This window comes from Sphaerisporangium sp. NPDC049457 (assembly GCF_055586705.1).
The window spans coordinates 1-21,599 of the sequence record NZ_JBVJHR010000006.1; the positions used below are offsets into that span (position 1 = coordinate 1).

At 72.4% G+C, this 21,599-nt stretch carries 18 protein-coding genes and 1 pseudogene; 9 read left to right on the top strand and 10 right to left on the bottom strand.

Features of this window, described 5'->3' with window-relative positions:
- Positions 1–157: 157 nt before the first annotated feature.
- Entirely contained in the window at positions 158–2,545 is a 2,388-nt protein-coding gene (locus ACZ6QO_RS11015) for a glycoside hydrolase family 9 protein (protein WP_465849708.1), read from the top strand.
- Positions 2,546–2,994: 449 nt separating this feature from the next.
- Entirely contained in the window at positions 2,995–3,561 is a 567-nt protein-coding gene (locus ACZ6QO_RS11020; protein WP_465849709.1) for a C40 family peptidase, read from the top strand.
- Positions 3,562–3,606: 45 nt separating this feature from the next.
- On the opposite strand, the gene ACZ6QO_RS11025 is transcribed toward ACZ6QO_RS11020, so the two are convergent.
- Together ACZ6QO_RS11025 and ACZ6QO_RS11030 are read right to left on the bottom strand one after the other, a co-directional pair.
- Positions 3,607–4,455, bottom strand: a complete 849-nt coding sequence (locus tag ACZ6QO_RS11025) for a phosphotransferase (protein WP_465849710.1) — start codon at positions 4,453–4,455, stop codon at positions 3,607–3,609.
- Positions 4,456–4,667: 212 nt separating this feature from the next.
- Positions 4,668–5,024: pseudogene (locus ACZ6QO_RS11030) on the bottom strand (helix-turn-helix domain-containing protein); the annotation flags it as partial.
- 218 nt (positions 5,025–5,242) lie between these two features.
- Here ACZ6QO_RS11030 and ACZ6QO_RS11035 point away from each other — a divergent pair.
- The 4 genes from ACZ6QO_RS11035 to ACZ6QO_RS11050 all read left to right on the top strand — a co-directional run bounded on the left by ACZ6QO_RS11035 (position 5,243) and on the right by ACZ6QO_RS11050 (position 10,575).
- Positions 5,243–5,788, top strand: a complete 546-nt coding sequence (locus tag ACZ6QO_RS11035) for a P-loop NTPase family protein (RefSeq protein WP_465849712.1) — start codon at positions 5,243–5,245, stop codon at positions 5,786–5,788.
- A 639-nt stretch (positions 5,789–6,427) separates the two neighbouring features.
- A complete protein-coding gene (locus tag ACZ6QO_RS11040; protein ID WP_465849714.1) occupies positions 6,428–6,922 on the top strand; it encodes a PH domain-containing protein in 495 nt (164 codons plus the stop codon).
- Entirely contained in the window at positions 6,919–8,616 is a 1,698-nt protein-coding gene (locus tag ACZ6QO_RS11045) for a PH domain-containing protein (protein ID WP_465849715.1), read from the top strand. The genes ACZ6QO_RS11040 and ACZ6QO_RS11045 overlap by 4 nt, the downstream gene beginning before the upstream one ends.
- Before the next feature lie 120 nt (positions 8,617–8,736).
- Positions 8,737–10,575: a RecQ family ATP-dependent DNA helicase gene (locus tag ACZ6QO_RS11050; protein ID WP_465849717.1), complete on the top strand. Its 1,839-nt coding sequence runs from the start codon at positions 8,737–8,739 to the stop codon at positions 10,573–10,575.
- Positions 10,576–10,691: 116 nt separating this feature from the next.
- Here the strand turns inward: ACZ6QO_RS11050 and ACZ6QO_RS11055 are convergent, their stop codons facing one another.
- Positions 10,692–11,444 (bottom strand): TetR/AcrR family transcriptional regulator, encoded by a 753-nt coding sequence (locus ACZ6QO_RS11055; RefSeq protein WP_465849719.1) that lies wholly within the window; start codon positions 11,442–11,444, stop codon positions 10,692–10,694.
- Between the two features lie 81 nt (positions 11,445–11,525).
- Between ACZ6QO_RS11055 and ACZ6QO_RS11060 the strand changes: the two genes are divergently transcribed.
- Complete coding sequence (locus tag ACZ6QO_RS11060; protein ID WP_465849721.1) at positions 11,526–12,440, top strand: NmrA family NAD(P)-binding protein; 915 nt, start codon at positions 11,526–11,528, stop codon at positions 12,438–12,440.
- Positions 12,441–12,509: 69 nt separating this feature from the next.
- On the opposite strand, the gene ACZ6QO_RS11065 is transcribed toward ACZ6QO_RS11060, so the two are convergent.
- The 5 genes from ACZ6QO_RS11065 to ACZ6QO_RS11085 all read right to left on the bottom strand — a co-directional run bounded on the left by ACZ6QO_RS11065 (position 12,510) and on the right by ACZ6QO_RS11085 (position 16,863).
- Entirely contained in the window at positions 12,510–13,250 is a 741-nt protein-coding gene (locus ACZ6QO_RS11065) for a phosphatase PAP2 family protein (protein ID WP_465849723.1), read from the bottom strand.
- Positions 13,234–14,070 carry a phosphatase PAP2 family protein gene (locus ACZ6QO_RS11070; protein ID WP_465849725.1) on the bottom strand — a complete coding sequence of 279 codons (837 nt, stop codon included), beginning with the start codon at positions 14,068–14,070 and terminating at the stop codon, positions 13,234–13,236. Before ACZ6QO_RS11070 ends, ACZ6QO_RS11065 begins: the two co-directional genes overlap by 17 nt.
- Positions 14,067–15,071, bottom strand: a complete 1,005-nt coding sequence (locus ACZ6QO_RS11075; protein ID WP_465849727.1) for a YihY/virulence factor BrkB family protein — start codon at positions 15,069–15,071, stop codon at positions 14,067–14,069. Before ACZ6QO_RS11075 ends, ACZ6QO_RS11070 begins: the two co-directional genes overlap by 4 nt.
- A 2-nt stretch (positions 15,072–15,073) precedes the next feature.
- Positions 15,074–15,946, bottom strand: coding sequence for a diacylglycerol/lipid kinase family protein (locus tag ACZ6QO_RS11080; RefSeq protein WP_465849729.1), 873 nt, complete (start codon positions 15,944–15,946; stop codon positions 15,074–15,076).
- Positions 15,947–16,125: 179 nt separating this feature from the next.
- The gene (locus tag ACZ6QO_RS11085; RefSeq protein ID WP_465849731.1) at positions 16,126–16,863 is read right to left on the bottom strand and encodes a PP2C family protein-serine/threonine phosphatase; all 738 of its coding nucleotides are present in this window, start codon (positions 16,861–16,863) and stop codon (positions 16,126–16,128) included.
- 126 nt (positions 16,864–16,989) lie between these two features.
- On the opposite strand from ACZ6QO_RS11085, the gene ACZ6QO_RS11090 reads away from it, so the two are divergent.
- A complete protein-coding gene (locus ACZ6QO_RS11090; protein WP_465849733.1) occupies positions 16,990–18,957 on the top strand; it encodes an N-6 DNA methylase in 1,968 nt (655 codons plus the stop codon).
- Between the two features lie 38 nt (positions 18,958–18,995).
- The gene (locus ACZ6QO_RS11095; RefSeq protein ID WP_465849735.1) at positions 18,996–19,889 is read left to right on the top strand and encodes a serine/threonine-protein kinase; all 894 of its coding nucleotides are present in this window, start codon (positions 18,996–18,998) and stop codon (positions 19,887–19,889) included.
- Between the two features lie 46 nt (positions 19,890–19,935).
- Here ACZ6QO_RS11095 and ACZ6QO_RS11100 read toward each other — a convergent pair whose 3' ends face one another.
- Entirely contained in the window at positions 19,936–20,403 is a 468-nt protein-coding gene (locus tag ACZ6QO_RS11100; RefSeq protein WP_465849736.1) for a MarR family winged helix-turn-helix transcriptional regulator, read from the bottom strand.
- 61 nt (positions 20,404–20,464) lie between these two features.
- Complete coding sequence (locus ACZ6QO_RS11105) at positions 20,465–21,595, bottom strand: globin domain-containing protein (protein WP_465849738.1); 1,131 nt, start codon at positions 21,593–21,595, stop codon at positions 20,465–20,467.
- Between the last annotated feature and the right edge of the window lie 4 nt (positions 21,596–21,599).

Consider the following 21,599-nt stretch of genomic DNA (forward strand, 5'->3'; position numbering starts at 1 on the left):
CCCCCCCCCCCCCCCCCCCCCCCCCCCCCCCCCCCCCCCCCCCCCCCCCCCCCCCCCCCCCCCCCCCCCCCCCCCCCCCCCCCCCCCCCCCCCGAGCCCGCCTCCCCGCGGTGCTCGTACATCGCTCCACCAGTTCCTCCGGCTCGAGAGGCCATCGATGTCCTTCAGACGCGCGCTCACCGGCCTGGCGGTCCTCGCCGCGACGGCCACGCTGTTCCCCGTGCTCTCGTCCCCGGCCGCCGCCGCCACCTTCAACTACGGCGAGGCGCTGCAGAAGTCGCTGTTCTTCTACGAGGCCCAGCGCTCGGGCGACCTGCCGTCCGGCAACCGCGTCACCTGGCGCGGCGACTCCGGCATGAACGACGGCCGGTCCGCGGGCCTCGACCTCACCGGGGGCTGGTACGACGCCGGCGACCACGTGAAGTTCGGGCTGCCGATGGCGGCGAGCACCACCATGCTGGCCTGGGGCGGCGTCGAATACCGCGACGCCTACCAGAGCTCGGGACAGCTGCCGTATCTGCTGGACAACCTCAAGTGGGTCAACGACTACTTCATCAAGGCGCACCCGTCGGCGAACGTCCTGTACGGCCAGGTGGGCAGCGGCGGACCCGACCACGCGTGGTGGGGCCCGGCCGAGGTCATGCCGATGGAACGACCGGCCTACAAGATCGACGCGTCCTGCGGCGGCTCCGACCTCGCGGGCGAGACCGCGGCGGCGATGGCGGCCTCCTCCATGGTCTTCCGCCCGACGAACCCCTCGTACGCCGACACGCTGCTCACGCACGCCAAGCAGCTCTACACCTTCGCCGACACGGTCAGGAAGGTGTACAGCGACTGCATCACCGACGCCGCGAGCTACTACAAGTCGTGGAGCGGCTACAACGACGAGCTGGTCTGGGGCGCGATCTGGCTCTACCGCGCCACCAACGACGCCTCCTACCTGAGCAAGGCGGAGAGCTACTACGACAACCTCGGCACCGAGCCGCAGAGCACGACGCGCTCCTACAAGTGGACGATCGCCTGGGACGACAAGTCCTACGGCGCGTACGTGCTGCTGGCCAAGCTGACCGGCAAGCAGAAGTACGTCGACGACGCCAACCGCTGGCTCGACTACTGGACGGTCGGCGTGAACGGCAACAGGGTGAACTACTCCCCCGGCGGCGAGGCCGTGCTGGACACCTGGGGCTCGCTGCGCTACGCCGCCAACACCGCGTTCACCGCCCTGGTCTACAGCGACTGGCTGAGCGACACCACGCGCAAGGCGCGCTACCACGACTTCGGGGTCCGGCAGATCAACTACGCGCTGGGCGACAACCCGCGCAGGTCCTCGTACATGGTCGGCTTCGGCGCCAACCCGCCGAAGAACCCCCACCACCGCACCGCGCACGGCTCGTGGTCCAACAGCCTCAACGAGCCGGCCGACAGCAGGCACATCCTGTACGGCGCGCTGGTCGGCGGGCCGAAGTCCAACGACGACGCCTACGCCGACAGCCGCAGCGACTACGTGATGAACGAGGTGGCGACCGACTACAACGCCGCCTTCACCGGCGCCCTCGCCCGGCTGTACAAGGAGTACGGCGGCACGCCGCTCGCGAACTTCCCGGTGGCCGAGACCCCGGACGGGCCGGAGATCTACCTGCAGGCGTCGGTGAACTCCACGGGCAGCACCTACACCGAGATCAAGGCGCTGCTGGTGAACCACTCGGCGTGGCCGGCGCGCGCGCTGACCGACGGCTCCTTCCGCTACTACTTCACGCTGGACGGCGACACCACGCCGAGTCAGATCACGCTGGCGTCGGCCTACACCCAGTGCAAGGCGCCGACCGGGCCGACCCAGTACTCCGGCAAGGTCTACTACGTCACGATCGACTGCTCCGGCACCACCATCGCGCCCGCCGGCCAGTCGGAGTCGCGGCGGGAGGCCCAGTTCCGCATCGCCAGCTCGTCGGGGTCGTGGGATCCCACGAACGACTGGTCCTACACCGGCGTCGCCACCACGCCCGGGGCCACCCCGGTGACGGTGGGCAACATCCCGGTGTACTCGGGCAGCACGAAGATCTACGGTGCGACGCCGGGCAACGAGCCGACCCCGACCCCCACGCCCACGCCCACGCCCACCCCGACTCCCACCCCCACCCCGACGCCGACGCCGACGCCGACGCCGACGCCGACTCCCACCCCGACGCCTACTCCGACCCCCACGCCGACCCCGACCCCCACGCCCACCCCCACCCCGACGGCGGGCAAGGCGTGCGCGGCGACGTACCAGGTCACCAGCAGCTGGGGCGGCGGCTTCCAGGCCGACGTGGCGGTGCGCAACAGCGGGAGCTCGGCCATCAGCGGCTGGACGGTCGCCTGGACGTTCCCGAGCGGGCAGACCATCACGCAGCTGTGGAGCGGCACCCACACGCAGTCCGGCGCGAACGTCTCAGTCAAGAACATGTCCTGGAACGGCGCGCTGTCCGCCGGCGCCTCGACGGCGTTCGGCTTCATAGCGAACGGCGCGGGCACCGTCCCGAACTCGGTGACCTGCACACCCGCCTGACCCCCCAAGACGTGGTCTCGATATTGCCCTGGGAGCGCGAGACCACAGCCCGGCCGGGCCCGTCCAGCGGGCCCGGCCGGGTCGCTCCCGCCCACGACCACCGCCGCCGCACGCACAGCGGCGTCCCGGCCGGCGTCATCCGCTGGTGAGCCGTGCGGGCGGGCCGCAAGGACGTCCCGGCGCCCGCCGGCCCCCCGGTGGCCACAGACGGTCAGCCCGGTGACCGGCCCTGACCGCCCGCCACGCTCCCCCCGGTACCGGACCCCGGGGGGAGCGTGCCCCCTTCCCTGCGGGGTCGTTCCACGATGCGAGCCAGAGGACGCATGCCGTTCACCCGCCTTGATCGTCCGGCCTAACCCTGGGGTGAGATTTCAGGAAATCGGCCGACACCTACCAACGGCTTGCCGAGAATGGTGAGGGCGTGTAGCGAACGGAACGGGGGATCCAACGTGGCACGGGCTGTCCGGGTGGCGGTCGTCGCCGGAGTTCTCGCCCTCGCGGCGGGGTCGGCTCCCCTGGTCATCGGCGGCGAGCCCAACCGGGTGGTGACCATCGCCATGGCCATCCAGGAGGGCCAGAAGCAGACGCGCTGGGCGGGCGGGCCGGTGCCGTACGTCTGGGGCGGCGGCCACGGCCACCGGCCCGGCCCCTCGCTCGGCACCTGCCAGGGGTACCACGGCTCCATCCGGCCGTGCCCGGCCGCCACGACCAGGGGTCTCGACTGCTCGGGGCTGGTCCGCTGGGTGTACCAGCTCGCCTACAAGGAGGACGTGCTGGGCGGCGGCACCACCGACGACCACGTCCGCCGCCTCCGCAGGGTCCCGGCCGCGACCGCCCGTCCGGGCGACCTGGTCTTCTACGGCAAGGTCCGCAAGCGGTCGGTGAAGACCCACCACGTCGGCATCTACATCGGCGACGGCAGGATGATCAACGCCCTGCGCACCGGCACCACGATCCGCACCGACCCGGTCGACCTGCTTCCCGACCTCGCCGGCTACTACCGCTACGACGGCTGACCGCACGGCCGAGGCCCGGCGCCGGACGGGCGGCCCCGGCCCCGGTCAGGCCCTGTCCAGCCCGTGGCGATCGAGCGCGGCCCGGACCCGGTTGAGCCCCTCCGTTCTCCAGTAGTGCCCGTCGGGCAGCTGGTCGTCCCGGCGCCAGCGCCAGACCGAGAACAACGCCCACATGAGGACGCGGCACCACCAAATCAGGTCGCGGTCGGCCCCCGGATAGTGCTCGTCCGCTTCTTCCGGGGCATGGGCGAGGTCGAACTCGATCGGCCCACGGCAGCACGTCCCGAGGTCCACGAAGAGCCGTCCTCTGCGCGTATTGAGCAGGTTGCCGGGATGCGGCTCGCCGTGCAGCAACTGCTCGCCGGCCGCACCGGAACCGATCGCGGCGCTCAGGCCGCCGAGTGTGTCGCCGAGGAACTCCCGGTCGGGCCCGGACAGCGCCGGAGTCCGCTCTCGGTCGCGGACCTCGCTCAGCGCGCCGGCGACTCGATCGGTGAGGCGCGGCGCCTCCAGGTCGATCTGGCGCAGGGCGGCATGGTGCCGCGTGAGCGCGTCCGCGTAGTGGGCGGGCGCGATCTCCGCCCCCACCGGTTCGTAGTAGGTCCAGAACGAGATGGCGAAGTCGTCACGCGAGTAGACCCGGGGCTCGACCCGAGGATCGAGCTCGGCCACCGGGCCGCCGACTTCGGCGAGACGGCGGGCGACCTCCACCTCGAACCGGGAGTCGGCTCGATGCGCCAGAGGTGCGACCCGGACGAGGACATCGCACGGGGTCAGGCGCAACGCGACGCGGTTCGAGTTGTGGACGACGACCGCATCGTCGGCCTGAAGGCCCAGCGCGGACGCGGTGGCCTTACCGGCCTCGACCGCGCGACGGACTTCCGGCGCCTCCATACCGTCCTCCCCCGATCGTGAGCACACCTCTGGGACCTCGACGCCACACCACACTCGCCCATCGCGCGCCGCGGCGCCAACCGACCGGTCGCGACCCCTCGCGATCAGCTATGGCTACGGGGCCGACGACTCCCGGCGTCTAGCTGTACCGGGTCATGGCGTTGGTGACAGTCGGCTGATCGGTGGAAGTCCGTTCAGTGCGGTGTGAGCTGCCCGGTGAGGGGGTCGCGGTCGGCCAGGTGCGGCTGGCGGTGGCGGCGCAGGATCCGAGAGACGGTCCGCTCGGGTACTCCGGTGTGCGCGGGTCCGCGGCGCATCCGTTGCCAGCAGTCCACAACGACCTTTTCGACCTGGGGCGGGGTGCGGTTGGCGACGCGGTGCGGACGTGAGGAGCGATCGTGCAACCCGGTCCAGCCCTGCTGGTCGTAGCGGCGTACCCACCGGTGGGCGCACTGGCGGGAGATGCCCAGTTCCTTGGCCACATGCGCCACCGGGCGGTGATCGAAACGCACACGCCGTACCAGCAGGATGCGCCCATGAACGGTCAGCCGGGCGTTAGCGTGAGCCATGAGACCTCCGCTTGGGTGAAGACGGCATCTCCACCACATCCGGAGGTCTTCCTATTGATCAAGCACCAGCCTCGGCGCGTCACCAACCTGGTGACCGAGTACAGCTAGCCGAGTCTGTCGTCGAACTCATCCGAGGGACGTGACATGGCACACTCACAGGTTCATCCAACGTCCCTGCCACGAACCGAGTGACGATTCAGCACATAATGTCTCGAGTAGTGATCGTCGGAGCACCCGGGTCCGGGAAGACAACACTGGCCGAACACCTTGGTGCACTGCTGGAGGCCCCGGTCACCGACCTGGACGGCCTCTTCTGGACGCCCGGATGGGGGAAGAGGGCACCGCACGACTTCCGCACGCAGGTCTCCGCTGTCACCCTCAACGACGCCTGGGTGATCGCGGGTAATTACTTTTCACAGGTCAGTGACATCGTATGGTCCCGGGCGGACACCGTTGTCTGGCTCGACCTGCCCAGAAGGGTGACCTTCTACCGGACCGTGCGGCGCACGCTAGAGCAAGCATTCCTGCGCGAAGAGCTCTTCCCTGGCTGTCGTCAATCTGTCTGGGCTGCCTGGCGCGATGGGCTGTTCCACACCAGTTGGGAAGAACCACGTAAAAACCGTCAGCTGATCCCAGCGCTCCTGACGCGTCCACCTCAGCGACACCTGCGGGTGGTCCAACTGCACAGCCGACGCGAGGTCGCGGCGTGGGTCCGAGAATATGCGCGGTCGATTGCCCCTTCCTCCCATAAGGATCGACAATGAACATCAGACGACAGCTGAGTCTGCTCAAACTAGCGGTCCTCGGTTATCTGCTCGCACAGCGCGGTTACACCGTCCTGGACCGGAACCGATGGCCTTTCTCTTCATACAAGATGTTCAGCTTCCGCGGTAAGGACAGGCAGACGCGCCGCCTGGTGCGGGTGTTCACCGACGGTGGGGCTGTTATCGGCCCACTCAATGCCTTGGGCGCTCCTGCCCTTGGAGTTCTTCAGGGTGGACCTCATCCTTAAGCACATCTTCGTCAACAATCAAGATCCACTGCTCAAGACGGCCATGTGCCGTTGGATGTCCATCGAATGAATTGCGCAGGGTGGAATGCCTGGGACGAGGTACGCGGGTCCATCCGGTTACCGTGCGGTCATCTGGCGGTCGCCCTGGAACTCTATCTCGCAGAGGTGGATCTGCGAATCGACGATCCGCTAGATCCACTCCAGGTGCGAAGTCACGGGCGGGCTCCGCTCCGGTGAAGGCGTGACCCTGCGGAGGCGCTCGGCCGGGCGCCCCGCCCGCTTCCTTCACGTCCCACTGCTCCGCCTGACGGCCTGGATGTGACATTTGTCGTATTGAGTGGAGGATGACCGCCACTGCGAGCGATCGCCGTAGTGCTGCCAGAGTGGGAGTGTGGAATCAGCTGATCTCTCCCTCCGGCCGCCGCGGCACCGTGTCAGCCGCACCGCGATCTGGTTCTGGGCGGTACGGGCCACCGTGGGATGGCTCGTACTGCTCGCCGCGCAGGTGGCGTGGCTCCTCGCCGACGACGAACGCGGCCCTCATGTCACGGCCCTCGTCGTCACGGCGGTGCTCGCCGTGGCCCACGTGGCCGTGATGCCTTGGTGGCGCTACAGGGTCCATCGCTGGGAGACGACGGCCGACGCCGTCTACACCCAGTCCGGATGGCTCCGCCAGGAATGGCGCATCGCGCCGATCTCCCGGATCCAGACCGTCGACAGCGAGCGCGGGCCGCTGGAGCAGCTCTTCGGGCTGGCCAACGTCACCGTGACCACCGCCTCGGCCGCCGGGCCGCTGCGCGTCCACGGCCTCGACCGCGACACGGCGCGCCGCCTGGTCGACGAGCTGACCGCGAGCACCCAGGCGGCCACGGGTGACGCGACGTGAGCACCACCGGGGCCGACGACGTGAGCACGACGGGCGCCGGCGACGCGGGCGCGCCGGATGACCTGCCCGGCGGGGCCGGGGACGCCGCCGGGTCTCCGGCGGCTCGGGACGAGGAATGGCGGCGGCTGAGCAGGCGGATGCTGGTCATCCACCCGGTGCAGGAGGTCGTCCGCAGCGCGCCCGCCCTGATAGGCCTGCTGTTCGCCGGGGTGAGCCAGGGCGGCCGCGGGCACCTCTGGAGCCTCGCCGCCCTCGGGCTCACGCTGGTGCTGGGCACGCTGCGATGGTTCACCACCACCTACCGGGTCACCCCGCGGTACGTCCAGGTGCGCAGGGGACTGATCCGCAGGCGGGTGCTGACCGCGCCGCGCGACCGCATCAGGACCGTGGACGTGACCTCCAACGTGATGCACCGCCTCCTGGGACTGGCCAGGGTGGAGATCGGCACCGGCCGTTCGGCGATGAAGGACGGCGGCGCCCTCAAACTCGACGCGCTGCGCGCCGACGAGGTGGCCCGGCTGCGCGACGAGCTGCTGCATCGCCGGGCGTCCGAGGTCACGCCCGTCCAGGCCGGAACGGCGAGCGGCCCGGCGGGGTCCGCGCCGGCCGGCGCGCGAGCACGGCCGGACGCCGCCGACGGCGACCCGTCGCGGCCCGGGCCGTTCAGGGACGGGGCCGCCGGGGAGACCGAGCTGGCGGCGCTGCGGCCCGCGTGGATCAGGTACGGGCCCTTCACCATGTCCGGGCTGGTGACGGCCGGCGTGCTGGCCGGCTTCCTCTCCCGGGTCGCCGGTGAGGGCAACGTGGACCTGCTGGGCATCGGCCCGGTACGGCAGGTGGTCGACCGGTTCGCCCACGAGGCGCTGTGGCTGCAGGTCACGGCCGCGGTGGCCGCGTTCACGGTGTTCGTGGCCCTCGCCTCCACGCTCGGGTACATCCTGGCGTTCTGGCGGTTCCGGCTCACCCGCACGGCGGGGGGCACGCTGCACGTGACGCGCGGGCTGATCACGACGCGGGCGACCACTCTGGAGGAGCGCCGGCTACGGGGCATCGAGCTGAGCGAGCCGCTGCCGCTGCGCCTGGCGGGCGGCGCCCGCTGCATCGCGGTGGCCACCGGCCTGCGCGTCGGCCGCGGGGCGCAGCGCGGAGGGTCGATGCTGTTGCCGCCCGCGCCGCGCGCGCGGGCCGTGGCGGTGGCGGCCGCGGTGATCGGCGCGTCCGATCCGCTCACGGCCGCGCTCACCCCGCACGGCCCGGCCGCCCTCCGGCGCCGGTTCACGCGCGCGCTCGCCGTGTGCGTGCCGGCGACGGCGGCGCTGCTGGCCCTGTGGGAGTGGGCCGGCTGGCCCGCCCTGGGCTGGCAGGCGGCCCTCGTCTGCACGGTCGCGGCGCTTCCCCTCGCGGCCGACCGCTACCGGGGCCTGGGCCACGCGATGACGGCGCGTCACCTGGTCACGCAGTGGGGCACGCTGGTGCGCCGGCGGGTGGCGCTGGATCGGGACGGGATCATCGGCTGGAACATCCGCAGGTCGTTCTTCCAGCGGCGCGCGGGCCTGGCCACCCTCACCGCGACCACGGCGGCCGGCCGCCAGGGGTACGGAGTGTCCGACGTGGCGCTCGGCGAGGCCCTGCGCCTGGCCGACGATGGGATCCCCGGTCTCCTGACCCCGTTTTTGCAAAGGTCAGGGGCATAGGGCGCGGCTTCCGGGGCACTGGAGGGTGCGGTCGCGGACGACGCCGCGCCGGCCGGTCGCGGCCTGCCACCGCACGGTGGCGGCCTGGGACCGGCGAGCGATGAGGGGGGAGCGAGCCTCATGAGCAAGCAGCCGCGAGGCGGGGGCGGATCCGGGCGCGAAGGCGGGCGCCGGCGCGCGACGGCGGCTCCCAGCCCGCAGGAGCACAGCCCGCAGGAGCGGGGCGCTGAGCAGCGCGGCGGTCAGCAGCGCGGCGGTCAGGAGCCGCGGACGCGGTTACGGATGGGAGAGCGGGTGCGGACGGCGATCCGCAGGGCGTACGGGCGCGACGGCAGGCGTCTTCGGGCGGTGGCCCGCGAGGCGTACGGGTGGGCGGATCTGCGCCCCGGCCAGCAGGAGGCGATGGAGCACCTGCTGGCCGGCCGCGACGTCCTGGTCGTCATGCCGACCGGCAGCGGGAAGTCGGCCGTCTACCAGATTCCCGCTCTGCTCCTCGACGGGCCGACGATCGTGGTCTCGCCCCTGATCGCGTTGCAGCGCGACCAGGTGGCCGGGCTCGCCGAGGCGGACGCGGGAGGCGCGGTCGCGGTGAACTCCGCGCAGTCCGACGGCAAGAGCGACGCCTCGCTCGACCAGGTGCACGCGGGCACCGCCGAGTTCGTCTTCCTCTCCCCCGAGCAGCTGGCCAAGCCCGAGGTGGTCGACCGGCTGCGCCGGGCGCGGCCGTCCCTCGTCGCGATCGACGAGGCCCACTGCGTGTCGGCGTGGGGCCACGACTTCCGGCCCGACTACCTGCGGCTCGGCCAGGCGATCGAGCGGCTCGGCCACCCGCCGGTGGTCGCGCTCACCGCCACCGCCGCCCCGCTCGTCCGCGACGACATCCTCACCTCCCTCGGCCTGCCGGACGCCGAGCTGGTCGTGCGCGGCTTCGACCGGCCGAACATCGACCTGGAGGTGCGCAGGTTCGTCGGCAAGGAGGACAAGCGCCGCGCCCTGGTCGAGGACGCCGCCGCCCGCTCAGGCCTCGGTCTGATCTACGTCGCGACCCGGCGCTCCGCCGAGGAGTACGCCGCCGCCCTGCGCGAGGCCGGACGCCGGGCCGAGGCCTACCACGCGGGCATGAAGGCCACCGACCGCCACCGCGTCCACGAGCTGTTCCGCGACGGCGACCTCGACGTGGTGGTCGCCACCTCGGCCTTCGGCATGGGCATCGACAAGCCGGACGTCAGGTATGTCCTGCACGCCGACCCGCCCGAGTCGATCGACTCCTACTACCAGGAGATCGGCCGGGCAGGACGCGACCAGAAGCCGGCGAGCGCCGTCCTGTTCTACCGGCCCGAGGATCTCGGCCTGCGCCGGTTCTTCGCCGGCGGCCGCGTCGACGAGGAGCTGGTGCTCAGGGTGGCGACGCTGGTCGGCGAGCACGGCGGGGTGGTGCCGGTCAGGGAGCTCCGCGACCTGCTCGGCGTCGGCTCCTCCAAGCTGACCGGCGTGGTGAACCTGCTGGAGAGGGTGGACGCGGTCACGGTGACCGAGCGGGGCGACCTGCGCGCCGTCGCGGACGGCCCCTCGCCCGAGCGCGCGGCGGCGCGGGCGGCCGAGCTGGACGAGGCCCGGCGCCGGGTGGACGAGTCGCGCATCGACATGATGCGCGGGTACGCCGAGACCACCGGATGCCGGCGGCGGGCGCTGCTCACGTACTTCGGCGAGCCGTACGAACGGGCCTGCGGGAACTGCGACACCTGCCGCGCGGGCACCGCCGCCGAGAGCATCCCCGCCGAGCCGGCCGACGCGGCGCCCTTCGCCATGCACGCCAAGGTCCGGCACAGCGAGTGGGGCCCGGGGGTCGTCATGAGCCGCGAGCCGGACCGCGTCACGGTCCTGTTCGAGGAGGTCGGCTACAAGACCCTCTCCCTGGAGGCCGTGGAACGCGAGAACCTCCTCACCCCGGCCTCCTGATGGGAGCTACCGGGGATGCCGTTCGGGCGGACTGACCCGTCCCGCCGGCCCGGCGCCGACGGAGAGGCCCATCGGACGGCAGGGAGCGCACCCGGCGAAGGCGGGCGATCACGGCGCTAGACGGCGAGACGGCGGCGGTGGGCGCGCTGACGGCAGGTCGGGCCGCAGTAGCGGGGTGGCCGCCCGGTGACGCGGACGGGCAGCCGCGCGCCGCACTCCGCGCAGTGCCTCAGCGCGGGGGTTTCGTGACCTGGCGGGGAGGGCGCGTCACGGAACGGCCCGGCTTTCGTGACGGGCGAGGCGCGCAGTCCGTCCAGCAGCAGCCGCACCAACCGGGTGCCGCGTGCCAGGTCCCGGTGCGCCGAACGCAGCGCCACACCGCCGGCGACCAGCGCGGACAGATCGTCGGCCCGTACGTCGGCGCGGATCGCGCCGGCCTGTTTCGCGTCGTGCAGCAGGCGTTCCAGCGCCTCGTGGAACCGCTGGGCCGCCGCGTTCAGCACGGCGCGCGGCCAGCCCCGGTCGACGGTGAGCACATCGCAGAAGTGCCGGCGGCCCGCCGACTTCTCGATCGCTTCGAGCAGGAACCCGAACAGCGCGTCACCGGGCGGAGCCTGGGCGGCCCACCGGCCGGCGGCGGCCACCAGACGCTCGATGTGCCGCGCGAGCACCGCCTCGACCAGGATCTCCTTGGTGGGGAAGTGCCGGTAGACGGTGCCGGCGCCGACCCCGGCGCGTTGCGCGATCCGGCCGAGTGACACCTCAAGCCCTTCTTCGGCGAACACGCGCATCGCCGTGCGCAGGACGATCTCTCGGTTGCGGCGGGCGTCGGCGCGGCCGGCGGGCGCCGCACCCGATGCTGCTGCCATGTCACGTAATCCTTGTCCACGATGAGAAACGGGGGAGCATTCCGATTCGTGCCAGTATCCACCCGCTGCGGAAAGGACACCATGACCACCGCGACATCGGCCGAAGCCGACTCCCCGATCCTCGTCACCGGCGCCACCGGCAAGCAGGGCGGCGCCACGGCCCGGCGGTTGCTCGCCGAGGGCCGGCCGGTGCGAGCCCTGGTGCGCGACCCGTCCGCACCCGCCGCCGCGGCGCTGGAGGCCGCGGGCGCCCGGCTCGTGCGCGGAGACTTCGACGATCCCGCGAGTCTGCCGCCCGCGCTGGACGGCGCCGCCGCCGTGTTCGCCATACCGCCGGTGGCCTACGGACCCGCCGGGCCGGAGACCGCGCTCGAAGCGGCCCGCGGCCGGGCGCTGATCGACGCCGCGGCCGCGGCGGGGATCGAGCAGATCGTGCTCAGCACCGTCGCCTCGGCGTCCTCCGCGTCGCCGGTGTCGGAGGGCAAGGCACTGATCGAGGAGTACCTGCGCGACCACATCGCGCTGCCCACCGTGCTGCGCCCGGTCCGGTTCATGACCAACTACCTCGCCGTCGGGACGATCGGCATCGACGGCATCTCCGGCGGCGTACACCGGCACCTCTTCTCTCCCCACAAGCCCATGCAGGTCATCGCGCTGGAGGACATCGCCGAGTTCGCCGCGCTCGCGTTCGCGGACCCGGCCCGGTTCGCCGGGCGGACCCTGGAACTGGCCGGCGACGAACCGACCCCGGTCGAGGCCGCCGCCGCGATCACCGAGGCCACCGGCATCCCGGTCCGGTACCGGCAGATCACCGACGACGAGGCCGCCGCGCTCGGCCCGCACATCGCCGAGACCAAGAAGCGCTGGAACGCCGGCCACCGCTGGCACGCCGACATCGAGGCATTGCGCGTCATCCACCCCGGACTGCGCACCCTGACCGACTGGCTCACCGAATCGGGCGCCGCCGCCATCCGCGCGCGGCTCGCCACAGGCTGACTTCGAAGGAGCGGCCCGTTCACGAAAAGGCCGCCCGAGGGGGCTCGGGCGGCCTTGGCGAGGATGGCGTCAGGAGGAGCGGGGTGCGGGGATGGGACGGGTGGCGGGTTTACTGCCGGGGATGAGCGGGGTGCCGAGGATGGCGTGGGCGACGACGGCGAGGCAGACGAAGCCGAGGACCAGGCCCCAGCTCACGTCGGTCAGGTGGTGCATGCCGCGGTACAGCCGGGAGACCGCGACGATCAGCGGGGCGGCCAGGCCGAGGATCCACCACAGGGCCTTCAGCGCCGTGTGGCGGTGGGTGTGCAGGGCGAGAACGAGGGCCATCCCGCAGTAGAAGCCGACGGCGGCGCTGGTGTGCCCGGAGGGGAAGCTGGAGGTGGGCGGCGCGGGGTCCAGATGGTGGACGCCGGGCCTCGGGCGCTGGATGAACACCGTGGTCAGCAGGAAGACGATCGACTGCGACCAGACGGCCAGGATGATGAACACCGACTCGCGCCACCGGCCGAAGGCGAACCGGAACACCAGGGCGGCGACCGCGGTGAGCACGACGATCACCGGGGTGTCCGACAGCATCGATCCGTAGTGGGTGAGCGTGTTGAGCACCGGGGTGCGGTCCGCCGCGAGCCCCTGGTTGACGGCCAGCTCGCCGGCGATCTCGCTGTGGAGCGGCCTGGTGATCAGCCAGCCGACGCCGAGTGTCACGACCGCCAGCGCCGCGAGCGGGGCCAGCAGGAGTTGTAGCGTCCACCTGGCGGTCTCGGACCACCCGGTGCCGCGTCCGGCCGCCACTCTAGTGTCGGTGACCATGCGCACTTCCCTTCGTTGAGATGTCCTGCATCGCCTCCGGCTCCACGCCCTCGCGGTGCGGTTCCGCCGGACGGCGCCCGATGTCCCGGCGCCAGGTCTCGAAAGCGGCGGCGGTCCCCGCGACGACGGCGGCGCCGAGCACGATGCCCGCCACCACGTCGCTGACCCAGTGGACGCCGAGGGCGACCCGCGTGTACGCCACGCCGAGCACGATGACCGCGCCGGCGATCCAGGCGATCACCCGCTGCCGGCGGGTGAGCAGCGGCATCACCAGGAGCAGGACGATGCCGACGCCGAGCGTCGCGTTGACGGCGTGCCCGGAGGGGAACGAGGCGCCGGGGGCCAGGTCCACCGGGTTGGGCAGGTGTGGGCGGGCGCGGGCGACGACCACCTTGAGCGCCAGCCCGAGCAGCCCGCCGACGGTGATCGTGGTGACCGCCCAGGCCGCCAGGCGCGGGGCGCGCTTGTAGACCAGCCAGACGGCGGCGGCGCCGACCACGACGCGCCAGGGGCCCGGCCCGAAGACGTCGGTCCACAGCCGCAGGAAGCCCACCCACCCGGGATGGGCGACGGCGTAGGAGTGCAGCGAGTCCGCCACGCCCTCGTCCAGCCGGTTGAGCGGCCCGAACGAGGTCTCCACCAGCACCAGCAGGAGCGTGAACGGGACCAGGATGAGGAACAGCGCGCCGGAGGCGAGCGCCAGGCGCAGCCCGAGCCGGGCGTCCCTCCGTCTGCCGGCCGGGCCGCCCTTGCCCGCGGCGAACCGGTCGCGGATTCCCCTCCCGCGCCGGAGCCGGCGCCCGTTCGCGAAGATGCTCATGAGTTCGGGTCTCCCCCCTGGTCGCCCGTCGTGCGCCGTACGGTCCCGGCCGGGCCGGGGTCGGGGACGACCGGATCGCCGATCCCGCCGCGGCACGCTTCCAGCTGGGCCGCGAACGACAGGCCGAGGAACAGCGCGATGGAGCTGAGCAGCGACCACAGCAGCAGCGCCATCACCGCGGTCAGCGGGCCGTAGGTCTCGCCGAACGAGCCGTTGTTCTCGATGTAGAAGGTCAGCGCCCAAGTGAACAGCAGCCACAGGGCGAGCGCGACGACGCCTCCGGCGGCGAGCCAGGAGTGGCCGGGCTGCTTGCGGCGCGGCGCGGCTTCGAACAGCACCGACGCCGACAGCAGGGCGAGCAGGAAGCCGACCGGCCAGCGCAGCAGCGTCCAGGTCGTGAGGGCCATGTCGCTCCAGTGGTACACCTCGGCGAGCGAGCTGCCGATGGCCTTGCCGCCCACCATGACCGCGAAGCCGAGGGTCATGGCGGAGCCGGCGGTGACCGCCATCAGCACCGCTTTGGCGTACTTGCGGCGGAAGGGGCTGTCGCGTTCGACGCCGTAGATGCGGTTGGCGCCTCGCTCGACCTGCGCCATGGCGGTGGTCAGGCCGATCAGCGCCGTCACCAGGCCGAACCAGAGCGCGATGGCGCCGCCGTGGCCGGCGTGCCGGCTGCTGACCGCGAGCGCGTCCTTGACGACCTCCGCCCCCGAGCCCGGGATGAACTCGTGGATGGTCAGCTGCACGACCCGCCCGAGCCGCTCCTGGTGCAGCACGCTGCTGAGCCCGACGACGGCGATGGCGCCGGGGATCACCGACAGGCAGATCTGGAAGGCCAGGGCCCGCGAGTTGCTGAAGCCGTCCCCGTACCGGAACCGGACGAAGGAGTCGCGCACCAGGTGCCATCCGCCGTAGTGGCGCAACGTCGCCCAGGCGTCGTCCGCGCTCAGCTCGTCGCCGCTCATCGATCTGGTCTGCGGTACGGCGGTCGCCGTTCCCATCGTCAGCCCTCCGTTCCGCGCGGCGTGCGCAGCAGCAGGGCTCCGGCGCGCGTCTCGACGGACATGGTGGCGCCGTACCCGAGGGGGTCGCCGTCGCATTCGTGCAGGACGGGCGGGTCCACCGTGATGACGGCGCGGGCCGCCGTGTGCCGCTCCGCGCGCCGGTCGTGGCGCCGGGACCGGGTCAGGACGCGCCAGGCCACGCGCGCCCAGTCCATCGGGGTGCGCGGGGCGAAGACGAGGATGTCGAGCAGCCCGTCGTCCGGCCGGGCCTCGGGCAGCAGTTCCAGCCCGCCCTGGAGCCGGCCGACGTTGCCGACGAGGACCATGATCGCGCGTCTGCGCAGCGGCGGGCGGTCGTCGAGGGTGAGCGTGACGTGAAAGGGCCGGTCGGTGATGTGCTTGACCACGCCGCCGACGTAGGCGAGCCAGCCGATGCGGTTCTTGGCGTCCTCGCTCGTGCTGTCGGCCATGGTGGCGTCCAGGCCGATGCCCGCCATGACGACGAACGGGCGCCCGTCGAGGACGCCGAGGTCGACGGCCCGGGTGTCGCCCTCGACTCCCACGCGGACGGCCTCGGGGAGCGTGGCCGGCAGGCCGAAGTTGCGGACCAGCAGGTTGCCGGTGCCGGCGGGCAGGACGGCCAGCGGCACGCCTTTGCCCATGAGGCCCTCGGCGCATCCGCGGACGGTGCCGTCGCCTCCGGAGGCGAAGACGAGGTCGACGCCCTCGGCCAGGGCCTTGGCGGTCGCGCCCGCGCCGGGGTCCCCGGCGGTGGTCTCGTACCACAACGGCTCGTCCCAGCCGTGCCGCGCGAGTTCGGCGGTCACGTCGGCACGATGGCGGTCCGGGTCGGCGACCCGGAGGGGATTCATGATCACTGCGGCTCGTGGCACGGCGATGCGTGCTACCCCGATCGCGGCGCTTTGAACGGATGTCCAGCGACATCCGCCCCCTTACGGGCCGGTACGGCAGTTCAGCACTGTTTGCGGGCTTTGTCGGATGACGTCCGGTTGACCGGCGCGAACGTCCGGCCGACCGGCGCGCATCGGGCTCAGGCGCCGGAACCGACCTCGCAGACGACGCAGCTGATGTTGTCGGGGCCGCCGCCGTCCCTGGCCAGGGCGATCAGCCGGTCGGCCGCCTCGCCGAGATCTGCGAACGACGTCAGCGTCTCGTGCAGCGCCTGCGGGCCCACCACGCCGCTCAGCCCGTCGGAGCAGAGCAGGTAACGGTCGCCCGGACGCGCCTCGCGCATCGACAGGTCGGGCTCCACCGAGCCGCTGCCGCCGAGCGCCCGCATGAGCAGCGACCTGCGCGGATGCGCGGCGGCCTGCTCGGCGGTCATCTGCCCGTCGTCCACGAGCGACTGCACGAGGGTGTGGTCACGCGTGATCTGGTACAGGCACCCCTCGCGCAGCATGTACGCGCGGGAGTCGCCGATGTGGGCCAGGGCGAAACGCCCGCCGTCCCACAGCATGGCGGTCAGCGTGGTCCCCATGCCGGTGAGCTTGGGGTCGCGATCGGCCATGTCCCTCAGCCGCCGGACCGCCTCGGTGATGGCGGCCTCCATCGCCCCGAGCAGGTCACTGCTCGGCGGCTCGCCGTCCAGGACGGACAGCGCGGCGATGACGGTCGCGCTGGCGACCTCGCCATGGCTGTGCCCGCCCATGCCGTCGGCCACGGCGAGCAGACGCGGGCCGGCGTACACCGAGTCCTCGTTCTGCTGCCGGCGCAGGCCGACGTCGGTGCGAGCCGCATAACGCAACGTGAACGACGCGTTGTTTGACATGCCCTCAGTAAATCATTGGTTGAAACACTTCACAAGCACATATTCTGTGGATTGGAGCGGCAAGGTGGACTAATCTGGCCCTTGGCCGCCAAGGTATCGGTAGGCGAGCAGGGAGAGGCGACGCTTATGGCACACGACGCCACGTTGAACGCGGGCGACATCGCCCGGCTCGCCGACGTCGGGCGGGCGGCGGTGAGCAACTGGCGGCGCCGCTACGACGACTTTCCCCAGCCTGTGGGCGGGACGGCCGCGAGCCCGCTTTTCTCCCTTCCCGAAGTCGAAGACTGGCTGCGCCGTAACGGCAAATCGTATGAGATGTCGCTGGGAGACCGCGCGTGGCAAGGGTTACGGGCCTCCGGTGACGACCTGCGCCTGGGCGACCTGGTGGGCTGCGCGGGGGCCTTCCTGCTGTACCTGCGGCGCGACCCTGACGGGTGGACGGCCATCACCCGCAGCCACGAGCCCGCCAAGCGGCTGCACCAGGCCGCCGCCGCCGCGACGGCCGACCTGCCCGTGCCGGTCGACTGGAGCCTGATCGACATCCGGCTGTACCGGCTGCTCGCCGACCTCGCGCAGGAGCAGGGGGCACGGGAGGCCTTCGAGCTGCTCTGCGAACGCTACATCGAAGCCCACTCCCGCCGCCTGCCGGTCACCCGCGCCGACCACGCCGAGCTGATGGCGCGCATCGCCGGCGCCGCTCCCGGCCGGCCGGAGTCCGCGTCACCGCCCGCCGGCGGTCCGGCGAGCGTGTTCGACCCCGCGTGCGGCGTCGGCGCGCTGCTGCTCCCGTTCGGCGGAGCGCGCGTGCTCGGGCAGGAGAGCAGCGAGACGACGGCGCTGCTCGCGGCCGTGCGGCTCGCGCTGCGCGGCTCCCCCGCGCGCCTGGTCGCCGGCGACTCGCTCCGGCAGGACGGCTTCCCCGACCTGCGGGCCGACGTCGTGGTCTGCGACCCGCCGTTCAACGAGCGCGCGTGGGGCTACGAGGAGCTCACCGGCGACCCCCGCTGGGAGTACGGCCTGCCGCCGCGCGGCGAGCCGGAGCTCGCCTGGGTGCAGCACTGCCTGGCCCGCGTGCGCCCCGGCGGCCTGGTCGCCATCCTGATGCCGGCCGCCGCGGCGAGCCGGCGTCCCGGCAAGCGCATCCGGGGCAACCTGCTGCGCGGCGGGGCGCTGCGCGCGGTGCTCACGCTCGCCGCCGGCGGACCCGACCTGTGGCTGCTGCGCCGCCCCGAGCCGGGCGAGCGGCCCCCCTCGCAGGTGCTCATGCTGGAGGCCGCCGACGGCCTGGCGGGCGTCGAGGCCGCCTGGCGGGCCTTCGCCGCCGACCCCGAGGGCGTGCCGCCCGCGCCCGGCCGCGCCGTGCGCATCATCGACCTGCTGGACGACGAGGTCGACCTCAGCCCCGCGCGCCATCGCCCGCTCCCGGGCGAGCAGGACGCCGCGGCGGAGTTCGGCCGGGCGCGCGAGCGCTTCGCGGCCGCCGCCGTCTCGCTGGCCGGCGCGCTTCCGGACGTCGCACCGCTCGCCGAGGCGCGCGAGCTGCCCACGACGACCGTCGGCGAGCTGGTCAGGGCGGGCATCGTCACGATCCACCAGGGCCCGCAGAAGATGGCGACCGACGCCGGCGACCTGCCGGTGCTCACCGTCGCCGACCTGGTCGCCGGCGGGCCGCCGTCCGGGCGCGCCCCTGCCGGCGCCGGGCGGCTCACCCTCGCGGCCGGGGACGTCGTCGCGGCGGTGGTGACCGGCGACGGCGCCGCCCGCGTGGTCACCGAGGCGGGCGCGGTGCTCGGGCCCCAGCTCCACCTGTACCGCTGTGATCCCGACCGGCTCGACCCCGAGTTCCTGGCCGGATACCTCCGCTACGCCGGCGCCTCAGGAGCCGCGCGTTCCTACTCCGGCGGGAGCCGGGTCGACGCCCGCCGGATGCGCGTCCCGCTGCTGTCCCTCGCCGAGCAGCGCGAGTACGGCAGGGCGTTCCGCGAGCTGCTGGCCCTCTCCGACGGCCTGCGCGAGACGGCCGCCCTGGGCGACCGGCTCGTCCGGCTAGGCTTTGACGGGCTGATCGGCGGTCATCTGCGGCCCGGCCGTTGAGGGTGTATTTTTCCCCGAAAGATCATCAGGAGGGGCGAATGGTCATCGGCGACCGGTACGTGCTCGACGACCTGCCTCTCGGCCAGGGCGGCATGGGCGCCGTCTACGGCGGCCACGACAGGCGCCTCGACCGCAAGGTCGCCGTCAAGTTCCTGCGCTTCCCAGGCGGCCACGACGAGGAGCTCGAACAGCGCTTCATGCGCGAGGCGCGCATCCTGGCCCGGCTGGAGCACGCGGGCGCGCCGATCCTGTACGACTTCGGCGCCTACGAGCGCCGCCTGTTCCAGGTCATGCAGTTCATCGACGGCGTCACCGTCGCCGACCTGGTGAGCGAGCACGGGCCGCTGCCGGTGCCGTGGGCCGCCGCCATCGCCGCCCAGGCGTGCGCCGTGCTGTCGGCCGCCCACGCCCTGTCCATCTGCCATCGCGACCTCAAGCCGACCAACCTGATGCTGTGTCCCGACGGCAGCGTCAAGGTGCTGGACTTCGGGCTGGCGATGCTCCGCGAGGCCGACGTCGCGCAGTTCACCCGCATCGGCCAGATCCTCGGCACCCCGGCGTACATGTCGCCCGAGCAGATCCAGAGCGGGGTGGCGAGCCCGCGCAGCGACCTGTACTCCCTCGGCTGCGTTCTGCACGAGATGCTCACCGGCCGTCAGCTGTTCGTCGGCCCGACCGAGTACGCCGTGTTCGAGAAGCAGGTGAACGAGCGGCCGCCCGGCGTCCCCGGCGTGCCGGGCGAGCTGGACCGGCTGATCGCCGGCCTGCTGGAGAAGAGGCCGGAGGACCGCCCGGCCGACGCCAACGCGCTGTACGACCGCCTGCAGCCCTTCGCGGTCGACCTGCCCATGCTGCCGGGCTTCCTGACCCCGCCGTCGGTCCCGAGCCCCGGACGCATGTACGCCCGCGTGGTCGGCCGGGTGCTCCCCTGAAGCCGCCCGGGCCCCTCGAAACCACCCGCGCCTCCCCGGCGGCCGGTCAGCGGCCGTCCAGGGCGTTCAGCTTGGTCAGCACGGCGCCGAAGATGTCGTGAAGCTGGTGTACCTGCTCGGGGGTGAGCTGGTCGAACAGCACGCGCCGCACCTGCTCGACGTGGCCTGGGGCGGCCGCGGCCAGCGCGGCGAACCCCTCGTCGGTGAGCGTGGCGAGGGTCGTGCGGTTGTCGCCGGGACGCTTGGAGCGGTACACCCAGCGCTGTGCCTCCAGCTTGGCGACCGCGTGCGAGAGCCGGCTCGCCGACGACCGCACCATGCGGGCCAGCTCGGTCATCGTCAGCGTGCGGCCGGGCGCCTCGGAGAGCATGGCGAGGATCACGTAATAGGCGTGCGGCATGCCGGCCTCACGCTGCAGCTGCCGGTCGAGCGACTCGTTCAGCAGCCGGGAGGCCCAGATGTAGGCGCGCCACGCCTTCTGCTCGTCATCGTCCAGCCACCGCGTCTCGGTCACGACACCAGTCTATTTTAGTTGAACGCTCAAACATATACCATGACCGGGCTCCGGCGGACGCTCAGGAGTACACCAGGGTCGGCGCGCCCGGGGCGTACTCGGTGTGGATGTGGTGCGCCGGCACCCCGATGTGCATCAGCCGCGCGGCGGTCGCCTGCACCATGTCCGGCGAGCCGCAGACGAAGACGTCGCCGTCCAGCGCGACGCGGTGGTTGAGCAGCGCGTCCACGGCGTTCTCCCGCCGCCACCCGTCGAGCTCGTCCGACACCGCCTGCACCACCCGCAGGCGGCGGTGATGACCGCGCAGCTCGCGCAGGTCGCGCACGTCGTAGGCGTCACCGGGGTGGCGCACGCCGTGGAACAGGTCGATGCTCGGCCGCTCGGGCAGCCACATCGACTCCTCGATGAGCGCCTTGAGCGGGGCGAGGCCCGTGCCCCCCGCGATGAAGATCAGGTGCGGGGTGCCGGCCCGTTCGAGCAGCAGCGAACCGCGCGGCGGGCCGAGCAGCAGCGTGTCGCCGACCCGGGTGTGGTGGGCGAGCGCGGTGCTGACCCAGCCGCCCGACACCACCCGCACGTGGAAGGTGAGCAGGTTGTCCCTGCGCGGCGCGTTGGCGATGGAGTACGGCCGCCACACCTTGGGCCAGTGCGGCGTCTGCACCGTCGCGTACTGGCCGGCCTTGTACGCGTACGGCTGCGTGGGCTCGACCGTGATCACGGCGATCTCGCGCGTGCGCATCTCGTGCCCCACCACGACGCCGTTCCACAGCGGCGGGACGTAGGCGGCGTCCTGCTCGGCGGCCTTGATCATCACGTCGGCGATGAACTGGTAGGCGTCGATCCACGCCGTGTCGTACACCGACCGCCACGCGCTGCCCGCGTTGGCCCGCATCGCGATGACCAGGCAGCGGCCGACGGCGGGGTAGTGCTCGGGCAGCACCCCGTACTTGCGGTGGTCGCGGGCGAGCTGGCCGAGATAGTCCATGACCCCGTCGGCGTCGTCCAGGCTCAGCACGACGCGGGTGAGCGCCTGGAACAGCCGGTCGCGCTGGACGTCCATCGCGGGCGGGAACATCTCGCGGATGTGGGGATAGTCGGCGAACAGCTTGGCGTAGAAGTGCATGGTGACCCGGTCGGCCACCGGCTCGACCAGGGCCCAGCTCTGGCGGATCAGTCCGATGTCGATGCTCATGGTG